Raw genomic sequence first — 13139 nt, forward strand, 5'->3', positions numbered from 1 at the left:
GGTGCGGGGACGTACGGAGACGGGAGTGGTCAGCCGGAGAACCAGCGGACGGGCTTCGGCGCCAGGTTCTGGTAGACGTGCTTGCTCTCGCGGTACTCGGCGAGGCCCGCGGGGCCCAGTTCGCGGCCCACGCCGCTCTTGCCGAAGCCGCCCCACTCCGCCTGCGGCAGGTAGGGGTGGAAGTCGTTGATCCACACGGTGCCGTGCCGCAGCCGGCCCGCGACCCGGCGGGCCCGTCCCGCGTCGGCGGTCCAGACGGCACCGGCCAGACCGTACTCGGTGTCGTTGGCGAGGGCTACGGCCTCGTCCTCGGTGCGGAAGGTTTCGACGGTGAGGACCGGTCCGAAGACCTCCTCCCGTACCACCCGCATCTCACGGCGGCAGTGGTCGAGGACGGTCGGCTCGTAGAAGTAGCCGGACTCGGGCCGCTGGGGGGACGGCTCGGGGCGCTTGCCGCCGCAGCGCAGTTCGGCGCCCTCGGCGAGGGCGGAGGCGACGTAGTCCTCGGTCTTGGCGCGCTGCTGCGCGGAGACGAGCGGGCCGCACTCGACGCCCTCCTCGGTGCCGCGGCCGAGGCGGATCCGCTCCGCGCGGCGGGCGAGTTCGGCGACGAAGCGTTCGCGCACCGACTCCTCGACGATGAGGCGGCCGCCGGCGGAGCAGACCTGCCCGCTGTGCATGAAGGCGGCGTTGAGTGCCTGGTCGACGGCGGTGTCGAAGCCCTCCTCGGTCGCGCAGGCGTCGGCGAAGACCACGTTGGGGTTCTTGCCGCCGAGTTCGAGGGCGACCTTCTTTACGGTGACGGCGGCGGCCTGGGCGACCTTGACACCGCTGGTCAGGCCGCCGGTGAAGGAGACCAGGTCGACGTCGGGGTGCTCGGCGAGCCGGGCGCCGACGGTGTGTCCTGGGCCGGTGACGATGTTCGCGACGCCGGTGGGGAGGCCGGCCTCGACGAGCAGGTCGATCAGGGCGATGGTGGTCATCGGGGTGATCTCGCTGGGCTTGATCACGAAGGTGTTGCCGGCGGCGAGCGCCGGGGCGATCTTCCAACTGGCCTGAAGGAGCGGGTAGTTCCAGGGCGTGATCATCGCGCAGACGCCGACCGGCTCGTGCACGACGACGCTGTGGACCTCGGGCGAGCCCGCGTCGACGACGCGGCCGGGGGCCTCGCCCGCGACCAGGTCGGCGAAGTAGCGGAAGGCGTCGGCGACGCAGTCGATGTCGACGCGCCCCTCCTCGACGGTCTTGCCCGCGTCGCGGCTCTCCAGCAGGCCCAGCTTCTCGCGGTCGCGCACGAGGAGCCCGGCGACGCGGCGCAGCAGGGCGGCGCGCTCGGCGACCGGGGTGTGCGGCCAGTCGCCCGCGTCGAAGGCGCGGCGGGCGGCGGCCACCGCGAGGTCGGTGTCCTTCTCGTCGCCCTCCGCGACCACGGCGAACGCCACGGCGTCCGCGGGGTCGAGGATCTCGCGCGTGGCGCCGGAGGACGCCGCGAGCCACTCGCCTCCCGCGTGGATGGTCCGGTGCGCCCGCTCCGCCGGAGTGTGCGTGCTGTTCGCCATGGTCGGTGTTGCCTTCCGTTCCCGATCGGTCCCCCTGGGTCACCCGGTGTCGCTCTCGGGGACCGTGAGCCCCTGCCCCGCGGCTCCGTTTGCATGCCGAATCGGCGGCCGAAAGTGCGGCGCATCACGAAGGAAGGCGGCAAAAGGGTCTTATGGGTGCACGGAAACGGACACGGGCCCCGTCCCGGCCTGAACCGGAACGGGGCCCGTGCGGGCGTCGGGGCGGACTCAGATGAGGCCGAGACCGCGCACCGCCTCGCGCTCCTCCGACAGCTCCTTGACGGAGGCGTCGATGCGGGCGCGGGAGAACTCGTTGATGTCCAGGCCCTGGACGATCTCGTACGAGCCGTCCTTCGTGGTGACCGGGAAGGAGGAGATGATGCCCTCGGGGACGCCGTAGGAGCCGTCCGACGGGATGCCCATGGAGGTCCAGTCGCCCTCGGCGGTGCCGTTGACCCAGGTGTACACGTGGTCGATGGCGGCGTTGGCGGCGGAGGCGGCCGAGGAGGCGCCGCGGGCCTCGATGATGGCGGCACCGCGCTTGGCGACGGTCGGGATGAACTCGTCGGCCAGCCACTTCTCGTCGTTGACGGTCTCGGCGGCGTTCTTGCCCGCGACGGTGGCGTGGAAGATGTCCGGGTACTGGGTGGCCGAGTGGTTGCCCCAGATGGTCAGGCGCTTGATGTCGGCGACCGTCGAGCCGGTCTTCTTCGCGAGCTGGGTCAGGGCGCGGTTGTGGTCCAGGCGGGTCATCGCGGTGAAGCGCTCGGCCGGTACGTCCGGGGCGGCGGCCTGGGCGATCAGGGCGTTGGTGTTGGCCGGGTTGCCGACGACGAGGACCTTGATGTCGTCCGCGGCGTGGTCGTTGATGGCCTTGCCCTGCGGCTTGAAGATGCCGCCGTTGGCCTCCAGGAGGTCGCCGCGCTCCATGCCCTTGGTGCGGGGGCGGGCGCCGACGAGGAGGGCGACGTTGGCGCCGTCGAAGGCCACGTTCGGGTCGTCGGTGATCTCGATGCCCTGGAGCAGCGGGAACGCGCAGTCGTCCAGCTCCATCGCGGTGCCCTCGGCGGCCTTGAGCGCCGGGGTGATCTCCAGGAGGCGCAGCTTGACCGGCACGTCCGCGCCGAGCAGCTGGCCGGAGGCGATGCGGAAGAGCAGGGCGTAACCGATCTGGCCGGCCGCGCCGGTGACGGTGACGTTCACGGGAGTGCGAGTCATGGCGTTCTCCGTATGACAGCTGGCGGTGGGGCGTCCCGGCCCCGGGCGTTTGATCGATCTCTTGGTATCAAGAGATCGATCCAGCCGTCAGGCTATCGCGCCCGTGGTGTCCGGCACGTCCGGGTCGGTGTGGCCCGGCCCACAGGACCGAGCCGCCCAACGGCCGAACGGCGCGCAAAAGAAGGCGGCCGCCTGTCCGGGAGAGGGAGGACGAAGGCGACCGCCGTTCGGGGGTACCGTTGCCGGACTCCCGTGGGGGTACTTCTCGCGTGCCCGTGACGCCGCGGGGCATGCCTGCCCGGGACGAATTTCTTCGCCGGCCCGCCGTCGGCCGCCGTACGCCCGCTGCGGCCCGCCCGCCGCTACTTCGTGCAGCCCTGCGTCCCCGCCGCCAGCGTCGCGCACGCCGTGGCGTCGGCCGCGGACTTCACGGCGACCATCGGGGTGTACGCGACGGTGCTGCCGACGGTGCCGACCGTCGCCCGCTGCTCGCCCGCGCCACCGGCGCTCACCTGGACCTCGTCGCCCTGTGCGGCCTGGGTGACGCGGGCCCACGCGGCACCGCATACCTCGCTGTAGCGGACCTCGACGGCGGCGGTGCCGACCACGGCGGTCGCGCCGGTGGTCACCAGGTCGCCGCCGCAGCCCATGGCCTCCGGGTCCTTGCCGGTGCAGGCGTCCCCGCTGCACTTCACGCCCGGCGGCAGCTTCGGTTCGCTGCTCACGGTGGGGGACGGGGAGGGCTTGGTGCCCTCGTTCTTCTTGTCGCCGCCGTCCCTCAGGAGGAAGAAGGCGCCCGCGATCACGACGAGGACACCGACGACGCCCGCGATCACGGTCGTCACCCGCTTGTTGCCGCCGCCGCCGGGGGGTGTCCGGCGGGACGCGCGGGCACCGCCGTGCGGTGGCTCGCCGTACGCGTCGGAAGGGGACTCGCCGTACGCGCCGGAACGGGGCCCGGCGTACGCGTCGGGACGGGGCCCGCCGTACGCGTCGGAACGGGGCTCGTCGTACGCGCCGGCAGGGCCGGGGCCGTGCGGCCCGGCGGGTCCGGCCGGCCCCACGGGCTCCTCGGTGCCGGGCCGGACGCCGGAGCGGGCCGTGCGGTCACCGGTCGGCGCGGGGCCCCGGTACCCGGCGAGACCCCACGAGTTGCCGTCGGTCGCTCCGCCGGGGGACGGGGCGGAGGACGCACCGGGTGCGCCGCCGTCCCGGCCCGCGCCGAGGGCCGAGTCGGGGCTGTCGGCGGCCGTCGGCTGGGCCGGCACCGTCGGCGGCAGCGTGGGCGACACACCCGCGGGCCCGGCGATCCCGGACGCGGCCGACGTGCCGCCGCCGTGGCGGCCGGTCCGGCTCCCCTTGCCGGTCCTGCCGCCGTGGCCCGACTTGGCCGCGGAGCCGCCCGACCTGGCCGCGGGCGTGCCCAGTTCACCGAGGGCCGCACGGGCCTGGGAGATCCGGATGGCCTCCATGGTCATGTCGTGGCGCATCTCCGAGCGGCTCCAGGCGCGCTCGGCCAGCTCCCACATGGTGGTCAGGTGGACGGGGTTGGTCTCCGTCACCTCCGCCAGCGCCACGATGGCGCCCTTCGGCGCCAGCAGCCGGCCGTTCAGATAGCGCTCCCAGGACGTCTTGCTGTAGCCCGTGGCGTCGGCCACCGAGGCCACGCTCAGCTCGCTGCGGTCCACGAGCCGGCGCAGCTGACTGGTGAACTCCCTGATCTGCGGATCGAGTTCCTCCGGCAAGGCCTTCCAACGAGGCACTGCTTCCCCCTCTTCCCCCGGTGACGTGCTGGTCGTTTCCCCGCTGGTCCCCGCGCGCGGCGTCCCCCCGCGCGGCACCCGTTTCTGGCTACCCACAGGGATGCGCCCGGTCAGGATCTCAGTTCCCGGGGTGGGGGCGCACAGGAGCACAGAGGCCGCGAACGTGCACCGTCGCACGCCCACCGACCCGGGGTCCAGTGTCCCACCGGCGGCCCCGTGACCGGAACGGAACCCCCGAGAAGGAGGCGCGTAGCGGAGTAGCGGAACGGTCACTTCCGTGCCACAGCGCCCTGCCAGGCGTTGAACAGGGCGTTCGAAGTGCAGGAAGGTTGTTCCCGGCGGCGGCCCGTCCTTTCACGGGGGTGAGGACGGGCCGCCGCCCCGCGTCGCGGTCAGCTGACCGTGAAGTGCAGGGTGTCCTTGAGGAACGGGATCTCCAGCACCGGGTTCGGCTGGGCCATCAGCGCCAGCAGGGCGATGGAGAGGCCGAGGACGCCGTAGGTCGCGATGTCCGTGAAGCGCGAGCGCACGGCGAGCATGCCGACGCGGGGCATCGTCCAGCGGAGCGCGGCGCCCAGCAGCAACGCGGCGCCGACCAGGACCAGCCCCCAGCGGAACACGTCCAGCGCGGTCAGCAGCAGGCCCACGCCGACCAGCAGTGTCACGGTGAGCACCGGCCACTGCCGGGCGGGCGCCGGGGCGTCGCCGGGCGCGGCCCGGCCGCCGCCCTCGGGCCGGGCGGTGTCACGGGTGAAGAGCGGGAACCGGCGCGTGGTGCGCCGTGGCCGCCCCTCGGCGTCGGGCGCGCTGACGGGATCGCGGACGGTGATGCCGTCCGGCTCCCCGGAGGCCTGTGACGCCCGCGGGGCCCCGTCCTCCGGGGCCCGCGCGTCGCCCGGACGCTCGGCGTTGGTGTCCTCAGCCGGCACTGCGCTCCGCCGCCTCCACCACGTTGACGAGCAGCTGGGCCCGGGTCATGGGGCCGACGCCGCCGGGGTTCGGGGAGATCCAGGCGGCCACCTCGGCCACGCCGGGGTGCACGTCGCCCATGATCTTGCCCTCGGCGTTGCGGGAGACGCCGACGTCCAGGACGGCCGCGCCCGGCTTGACGTCCTCGGGCCGCACCAGGTGCGGGGAACCGGCCGCGGCGATCACGATGTCCGCGCGCTTCAGGTGGGCGGCCAGGTCCCGGGTGCCGGTGTGGCACTGGGTCACCGTGGCGTTCTCGCTGCGCCGGGTGAGCAGCAGCGGCATCGGGCGGCCGATGGTGACGCCGCGGCCGACGACCACGACCTCGGCGCCCTTGATCTCGACGCCGTAGCGGCGCAGCAGGGTGAGGATGCCGTTGGGGGTGCAGGGCAGCGGTGCCGGCTCGTTCAGGACGAGGCGGCCCAGGTTCATCGGGTGCAGGCCGTCCGCGTCCTTGTCCGGGTCCATCAGTTCGAGGATGCGGTTCTCGTCGATGCCCCTGGGCAGCGGCAGCTGGACGATGTACCCCGTACAGGCCGGGTCCTCGTTCAGCTCGCGGACGACCGCCTCGATCTCCTCCTGCGTGGCCGTGGCCGGCAGTTCGCGCTGGATGGACGCGATGCCGACCTGGGCGCAGTCGCGGTGCTTGCCGGCGACGTACTTCTGGCTGCCTGGATCGTCGCCGACCAGGACGGTGCCGAGGCCGGGCGTGACGCCCCTCTCCTTCAGCGCCGCCACGCGGGCGGTCAGTTCGGACTTGATCGCGGCTGCGGTGGCCTTGCCATCGAGAATCTGGGCGGTCATGCCCCCATCCTCGCGGATGACCGGCCCCCGGTTCCAATCAGGTCGGCATGCGGGCACCGCACGGGAACCTTCCGGACTCCGCGGGACACGTCCCGCCCTATCCGCTCATGATCGATGTTGTTGCGCTTGCACAACGCCTTGCGGGCGGGCTGGACAAGTAAGAGTTCGGTCAAGAACGATTGGGCAGCACAGTGCCGCGGGGCCGTACCGGGGGGACGAACCGCTCTAGAAGAATCTCCTCCGCGTCGAGCCGCGCGTCGTCCCCGCACTTGACAGCGACGGAGGAAGACCCGCCATGAGTTTCGGCGATCCGAACAACCCCTACGGCCCCCCGCAGGGCGGCCAGCAGCCGAACTACGGCTACCCGCAGCAGCCCCAGGGCCAGCCCGGCTACGGGTACCCGGCGGCGCCTCCGGTGCAGCAGCCGTACGGCGGAGGCTACGGGCCGGGCCCGACGGAGATGCCGGGCATCACGCGCGCGGCGCAGATCATGCTCGCCGTGATCGCCGCCGCCCATCTGATCGTCGCCGCGGTCTACGCCTACAACCTGTCCCAGTGGGACGAGGTGATGCTGGAAGCCGGCGTCTCCGGGGACGCCGAAGCGGAACGTTTCCTCGAGCTGGGCAAGGGCATCGTCGTCTTCTTCCTCGCGCTGGCCGCCGTCTACGCCGTACTCGGTCTCGTCCTGGTGCTGCAGTACGCCAAGGGCAGCAACGCGGTCCGGGTCTGCTCGATCGTCTACGGTTCCCTCGCGATCGTGACCGGTATCTTCACCCTGGCCATCTACGGCCTCGGCCTGCTCATCATGATCGTCTCGATCCTGCTGATCGTGTTCGCCGCCAAGCGCGCCAGCGCCGAGTGGTTCAGGCGACCCCGCTACTGACCGGCGCGGAGCGCTTTCTCGCCAATCACGCCACAGGGCCGTGTCTCACCCGTACGAGGGGGGCACGGCCCTGGTGCGTCGCCCTAGTCTGGCCCGGGTAGCCGTCAGGCACGGGGAGACGCACCTTGTACAGCATCATCGTGGTACCTCCGCCGACCACGGAGGACGAAGGCAAAGGCACCGGCACCCAGTACCGGCTCGCGCCCGGCGAACGGCTCGTCTTCGGGCGGTCCGTGCCCGGGGGCGGGCTGCGGATCGGGCACGACGGGGTGTCCCGCAGAGCCGGTGAGATCGCGGCGCACGGCACCTTCTGGACCCTGAGCAACCTCTCCGCCCACCAGACCTACGTGGTGGAGAACCCGGAGGGCGCGGGCGAGCACATCAAGGTGGCGCCCGGCCGCCTGGACGCCCCGGTGCCGTTCGAGTTCTCGCGGATCGTGCTGCCCGCCGCCGGTGACCTGCTGCCGGTCGAGGTGTGGGCGCCCCGCCACGACTATCTGCGCGGCGAGGACGGCGCCGACGGCGAGCCGACCGCCCCGGCCTTCTCCGTCGACCGCACCAAGCGGTACTTCGCGGTGCTGGCGGCGCTGTGCGAGCCGCGGCTGCGCGGGGCGCCGCACGCTCCGCTGCCGACCATGGACCAGGTCGTCGAACGGCTCCGCCCGGCCTGGCCGGCCGCCTCCCGCACGTCGGTGCAGTGGAACATCGACTACCTCGCCGTGAAGCTGCGGCTGAAGCCGGGCCCGGAGACCGCCGAGCCGGGCCCCCGGCTGAACGGCAAGAAGGAGTCGCTGGTCTCGCTGGCGCTCCGCTTCGACCTGGTCCGCGAGGACGACCTGGTGGTCCTCGCGGCACCGTCCGGCCAGGTCCGGCGATGACCGAGCCGTACGCCGTCCCGGTCCCCAGGGGGTACCGGGTGGGCGTCTGGGAGGTGCACGCCCCGATCGCGACCGGCGCCTTCGGCAGCGTGTACGCGGCACGCCGCACCGGCGGCGACGACACGAAGGCCTCACCTACGCGGCCCGGCGGAGACGACAACACGAAGGCCCCACCGACGCGGCCCGGCGGAGACGACAACACGAAGGCCCCACCGACGCGGCCCGGCGGAGACGGTACGGGGCACCGCCCCAGCCGGCCCGGCACGACCGACACGGCCGGCACCGACGACAGCCACGGGACCGGCTCCCACACCCCCAGCCGCGCACACACCGACACGGCCCACCCGGCCGAAGGCGACACGGACAACCCGGGGCACACGAGCGGGGACGTCACGACCGGCACCGACGGCACCGGCCGCAGCCACGGGACCGGCACCGGCACCCACGCCCCCAGCCGCACGCACACCGACACGGCCCACCCCGCCGAAGGCGACACCGACAACCCGGGGCACACGAGCGGGAACGGCACGGCCCGCCGGCCGGGGCGAGCCGGCGTGGTCGGCGCCGGTCGTGGTGGTGATGCGGGCGGGGAGGTTCCCGACACCGTCGCGCTGAAGTTCCTGCCCACCGGCACCGGCACCCCGCGGCAGCTGGCCCACCTGCGGGACCTGGTCGAGCGCGAGGTCGAGTTGCTGCGCCGGCTGCGCCGGCCCCGGCTGATCCGGATGTACGAGACCCTCACCGTCGACGACCCCGCCCACCCCCGGCTCGACGGCGCCACCGTCCTCGTCCTGGAACGGGCCGAGGGCTCGCTGTCCGCCCTGCTCGCCGCCACGCCCCGCCCGCCGGCCGGACCCGCGCTGCTCGCGCAGGTCTGCGAGGGCCTGCACCAGCTGCACCGCGCGGGCTGGGTGCACGGCGACCTCAAACCGGCCAACGTGCTGCTGATGGCGGACGGTTCGGCCCGGCTCGCCGACTTCAACATGGCCGCCGAGCTGGAGGGCACCCACGCCTACACGCCCGCCTTCTCCACCCCGGACTACACACCCCCCGAGCTGCTGTGGTCCGAGATCGGCGAACGGGGCCGCCGGATCCGCCCCTCCGCCGACGTGTGGGCCTTCGGCGTCCTGGCCCACCTGGTGCTCACGGGTTCCTTCCCGCTGCCCGGCGGCACCCCCACGGCCCGCCGCGACGCCGCCGTCGCTTACGCCCGGGGCGGCCACGAGCTGCGCCTGTCCCCCGAACTTCCCCCGGGGTGGCGGGAGATCGTGCGGGCCTGCCTGACCCGTACGCACGCCGACCGCATCGGCACCGACGCCCTGCTGCGCCGCGTGACGGGTACGACGGAGGGCGCGAGCGGCGGGGCGGGGTTCTCGCTGCGCACCCGCGCACGCCCCCGGCGCAGGGTCCTGGCCGCCCTGGCCGCGGGCCTGCTCGCCCTCGCCGCGCTCGGCTACGGCGTCGCCCGCTGGGCCGGTGACGGCCGGGAGCCGGCCGCGGGCCCGCGCCCCGGCGGTACCGGGAGCGTCGCCGCCGCCTCCTACGGGGCGGCCGAACTGCGCACCGACCGGGACGTGCCGCCCGCCTACCGCCTGCTGATCGTGGAGACGGCGCACGACTGCGACCGCGAGGAGGTCAGCCCGGCCCTGATCGCGGCCATGCTGAAGGTCGAGAGCGACTTCGACCCGGATCTCGCCGACCCGGCCAAGGACGAGTACGGCATCGCCCGCTGGACGCCGAGCGTGCTGCGCTGGTGGATGAACGAGGACGGCACCCCGGGCGAGACCGTGCCGCAGCCGCCGTTCCCGCCCGCCGAGTCCGTTCCGGCGATGGGCCGTTACCTGTGCTGGATCGCGCCCCGTCTCGACGCCGGCCTGCCGGGCGACCGCAGCGTGCTGGTCGCCGTGGCCTACCGGACGTCGTACCGGAAGGTGAACGACGCGGGCGGTGTTCCCCCGAAGTACCGCGACTACGCCGACCGCGTCGCTCACCACCTCAAGGAGTACACGCCCCGGCGGGGGAAGTGACCCTGGGAGTTCCCAGGTTCCGCGCGGCGGGCGCCGGGGGGCACGGTGTGAGCACACCGCCTCGGCGGTACGACACCGACGTTCACGGGGGAACGACCATGAACATCCTCAAGCCCGCAGCGCTCCTTCTCGCGGCCACCGCCCTGGCCGCCGGCTCCACGGCCGCGGCCACGGCCGCCGACAGCCCGGGCGGCACCCGGGTGACCGACCTCCAGCAGACGGCCGGCCAGGTACTGGCCGACAGCCCGAAGCCCCTGCGCGTGACCGCCGACGCGGTCGAGTACGAGGGCCTCACCGTGACCGACGCGCCCGTGACCAAGGGCGCCCAGGACCTGCCCTGCGACTACGGCCACCTCTGCATGGTCGTCAAGGGCACGAAGTTCGACTTCTACAAGTGCCAGACCTGGAACCTCACCAACTGGACCGGCGACGGCCCGTTCATCAACAACCAGACGCGCGGCACGGTCGCCAAGTTCTTCAACAAGGACGGCAGCGTCCGCTGGACGTCGACGGCCTACCAGGCGGGCACCGCGTCCTGGGACCCGATCTGGTCGCTGCGCCCCTGCTGATCCCCCCACCGGGTCCGCCACCGCGGCGGCCCCCGGTCCCTCCGCGGAGGGGCCGGGGGCCGCCGTTCCGTCGTCCGCACGGACCACGGCCCGCCGACCCGCCACGGCGTCGGAATGCTTGGGCTCCCCTCACCTCTTCGCCGTAGGCTGCCCCCCGTTGGACTGGGGAAGGTTGACCCCGAGGGGAATCGGGGGAGGGGGACGACTCCATGTACAGCATCATCGTCGTGCCGCCGTCGTGCGGCAGCGTCGCCGAACAGCTGAGGATCGGCACGGGCGAGCGCATCGAGTTCGGCCGGGCGGAATCCGGCGGCGGACTCACCATCGCGCACGCGGGCGTGCCGAGGCTCGCCGGGGAGATCGCGGCGCACCGGACGTTCTGGCTGCTGAGCAACCTCAGCGAGGACCAGACCTACGTGGTGGAGAACCCGGAGGGCGCGGGCGAGCACATCAAGGTCGCGCCGGGCCGGGTGGACGCGCCGGTGCCGTTCGAGCTGTCCCGGGTGACCCTGCCCGCCGCCGGGGACCTGCTCAGCTTCGACGTCTGGGCGCCGCGGCACGCCTTCCGCAGCGTCGACCGCCGGGCGCTCGACGGGACCGGCACCGTACCGGCGTTCGCCCTGGACCGCACCAAGCGGTACTTCGCGGTCCTGGCCGCCCTGTGCGAACGGCGCCTGCGCGGGGAGCCCCGGGCGCCGCTGCCCGCGGTCGAGGAGATCGTGGAGCGGCTGCGGCCGAGCTGGCCCAAGGTCAGCCGCTCCGCCGTGTACTGGAACATCGACTACCTCGCCGTGAAGCTGCGGCTGAGACCCGGTCCCGAGGCGGCCGGACCGGGGCAGCGCACGCACGGCAAGAAGGAGTCCCTGGCCTCTCTCGCCCTCCGCTTCGACCTGGTCCGCGAGGACGACCTGCTGGTGCTGGCGCCGGTGGCGAGCAGGGCGGAGCGGTGAGCGGGCGGCCGTACGCGGTCCCGGTGCCGAAGGGCTACCGGGTCGGGCCGTGGGAGGTGCGCGAGCCGGTCGCCTCCGGCGCCTTCGCCACCGTCTACGAGGCGGTCCGCGACGCCTCCGCGGGGCGGGACCGCACCTTGGACGACGGTGAGCAGCCGAGGCGGGCGGCGCTGAAGTTCCTGCCCACCGGCACCCGCACCCCGCGCCAACTGCACCACCTGCGCGATCTGGCGGAACGCGAGGTGCAGCTGCTGCGGCGGCTGCGCTCACCCCGGCTGATCCGGATGTACGACACGCTGACGGTCGACGACCCGGACCACCCGGAGCTGGACGGCGCGACCGTCCTGGTGCTGGAGCGGGCCGAGGGCTCCCTGGACGCGGTGCTGGCCAGGACGCCGGCCCCGGAGTCCGGGCCCGCCCTGCTCGCCCAGATCTGCGAGGGCCTGCACCAGCTGCACCGCGCGGGCTGGGTGCACGGCGACCTCAAACCGGCCAACGTGCTGCTGATGGCGGACGGCTCGGCCCGGCTCGCCGACTTCAACATGGCCGCCGAACTGGAGGGCACCCACGCCTACACACCCGCCTTCGCCACCCCGGACTACACCCCGCCCGAACTCCTGTGGCCCGAGGTCGACGAGCGCGGTACGCGCATCCGCCCGTCGGCCGACGTGTGGGCCTTCGGCGTCCTCGCGCACGTCGTCCTGACCGGTGCCTTCCCGCTGCCCGGCGGCACCTCGGAGGCACGCTCCGACGCGGCGATGCGCTACACCCGCGGCCGCGAGGAACTGCGCCTGTCCCCCGCCCTGCCCGACACCTGGCGGGACATCCTGCGGGACTGCCTGGCCCCGACCCACGCGGAACGCACCACCGACACCGCCGCGTTACTGCGCCGGGTGGAGGAGGCGGCGGGCGCCTCCCGCTCGGCCCGGCTGCCGAGGCTGCGGCCGCGCCGCTGGCGGCGCCCGGTCCTGGCGGCGGCGCTGGCGGGGGCCGTGGTGGGCACGGCGAGCCTCGTCTACACCACCCCGTGGGAACCGGAACCCGCCGCCGCGGCCCCGCCCACCTGCGAGAAGCCGGTGGTGTACGCGGATACCGACGGCCGCGGCTACCAGGCGGGCCACAGCGGCACCTGGGACTTCACCATCGCGCGGGGCGACGGCGGAAGCCAGGTCAGGGAGTTGCAGTGTCTGCTCCGGTATCTGCACGGCATCACGGCGGTGGGCGAAGTCGACGGCGACTTCGGCCCGATGACCCAGGGCGCGGTCGTCACCTTCCAGGAACGCGCGGGCCTGGACGCGGACGGGATCGTGGGGCCGGCCACCTGGCGGGCGCTGCGCGACGCCGACGAGGCATGACGCCCGGCGCCGACGGCCGACCGCGGGCGCGGTGGTCGTAGCCCGACTGCCGCCGCTCGCCGTCGGCGCGTGGAGGGAACCCTGCATCTTTCGAGGTTCCCGGTGTCCCCCTCCTGAGCGATGGTCTGGCAGCGGGGTCGTGGCGCCCCTCTGGTCTCGGACGA

General features: G+C 73.7%; 11 protein-coding genes. 6 read left to right on the forward strand and 5 right to left on the reverse strand.

The annotated features are described in order from the left end of the window. Positions 1 to 29: 29 nt before the first annotated feature. From R2E43_RS14390 to R2E43_RS14410, 5 genes are all read right to left on the reverse strand, one after another. On the reverse strand, positions 30 to 1559 hold the full coding sequence (locus tag R2E43_RS14390; RefSeq protein WP_326650068.1) for an aldehyde dehydrogenase family protein: 1530 nt from the start codon (positions 1557 to 1559) through the stop codon (positions 30 to 32). A gap of 228 nt (positions 1560 to 1787) precedes the next feature. Beyond that, complete coding sequence (locus R2E43_RS14395) at positions 1788 to 2777, reverse strand: malate dehydrogenase (RefSeq protein WP_003974145.1); 990 nt, start codon at positions 2775 to 2777, stop codon at positions 1788 to 1790. Between the two features lie 362 nt (positions 2778 to 3139). Next, positions 3140 to 4540: an XRE family transcriptional regulator gene (locus R2E43_RS14400; RefSeq protein ID WP_191850457.1), complete on the reverse strand. Its 1401-nt coding sequence runs from the start codon at positions 4538 to 4540 to the stop codon at positions 3140 to 3142. 392 nt (positions 4541 to 4932) lie between these two features. Next, positions 4933 to 5469, reverse strand: a complete 537-nt coding sequence (locus tag R2E43_RS14405) for a DUF3017 domain-containing protein (protein WP_003974147.1) — start codon at positions 5467 to 5469, stop codon at positions 4933 to 4935. Further along, entirely contained in the window at positions 5459 to 6313 is an 855-nt protein-coding gene (locus tag R2E43_RS14410) for a bifunctional methylenetetrahydrofolate dehydrogenase/methenyltetrahydrofolate cyclohydrolase (RefSeq protein WP_003974148.1), read from the reverse strand. The genes R2E43_RS14405 and R2E43_RS14410 overlap by 11 nt, the downstream gene beginning before the upstream one ends. A 295-nt stretch (positions 6314 to 6608) precedes the next feature. Between R2E43_RS14410 and R2E43_RS14415 the strand changes: the two genes are divergently transcribed. The 6 genes from R2E43_RS14415 to R2E43_RS14440 all read left to right on the forward strand — a co-directional run bounded on the left by R2E43_RS14415 (position 6609) and on the right by R2E43_RS14440 (position 12975). Continuing rightward, positions 6609 to 7196 (forward strand): single stranded DNA-binding domain-containing protein, encoded by a 588-nt coding sequence (locus R2E43_RS14415; RefSeq protein WP_003974149.1) that lies wholly within the window; start codon positions 6609 to 6611, stop codon positions 7194 to 7196. A gap of 125 nt (positions 7197 to 7321) precedes the next feature. Then, complete coding sequence (locus R2E43_RS14420) at positions 7322 to 8074, forward strand: FHA domain-containing protein (protein ID WP_191850455.1); 753 nt, start codon at positions 7322 to 7324, stop codon at positions 8072 to 8074. Then, positions 8071 to 10101 carry a serine/threonine protein kinase gene (locus tag R2E43_RS14425; protein WP_332056255.1) on the forward strand — a complete coding sequence of 677 codons (2031 nt, stop codon included), beginning with the start codon at positions 8071 to 8073 and terminating at the stop codon, positions 10099 to 10101. Before R2E43_RS14420 ends, R2E43_RS14425 begins: the two co-directional genes overlap by 4 nt. 98 nt (positions 10102 to 10199) lie before the next feature. Next, positions 10200 to 10670: a hypothetical protein gene (locus R2E43_RS14430; RefSeq protein WP_332056256.1), complete on the forward strand. Its 471-nt coding sequence runs from the start codon at positions 10200 to 10202 to the stop codon at positions 10668 to 10670. 209 nt (positions 10671 to 10879) lie between these two features. Next, complete coding sequence (locus R2E43_RS14435; RefSeq protein ID WP_106518784.1) at positions 10880 to 11620, forward strand: hypothetical protein; 741 nt, start codon at positions 10880 to 10882, stop codon at positions 11618 to 11620. Then, the gene (locus R2E43_RS14440; RefSeq protein WP_332056257.1) at positions 11617 to 12975 is read left to right on the forward strand and encodes a protein kinase domain-containing protein; all 1359 of its coding nucleotides are present in this window, start codon (positions 11617 to 11619) and stop codon (positions 12973 to 12975) included. The genes R2E43_RS14435 and R2E43_RS14440 overlap by 4 nt, the downstream gene beginning before the upstream one ends. Positions 12976 to 13139 lie beyond the last annotated feature (164 nt).

It is taken from the genome of Streptomyces violaceoruber (assembly GCF_033406955.1).
Lineage (GTDB): Bacteria > Actinomycetota > Actinomycetes > Streptomycetales > Streptomycetaceae > Streptomyces > Streptomyces violaceoruber.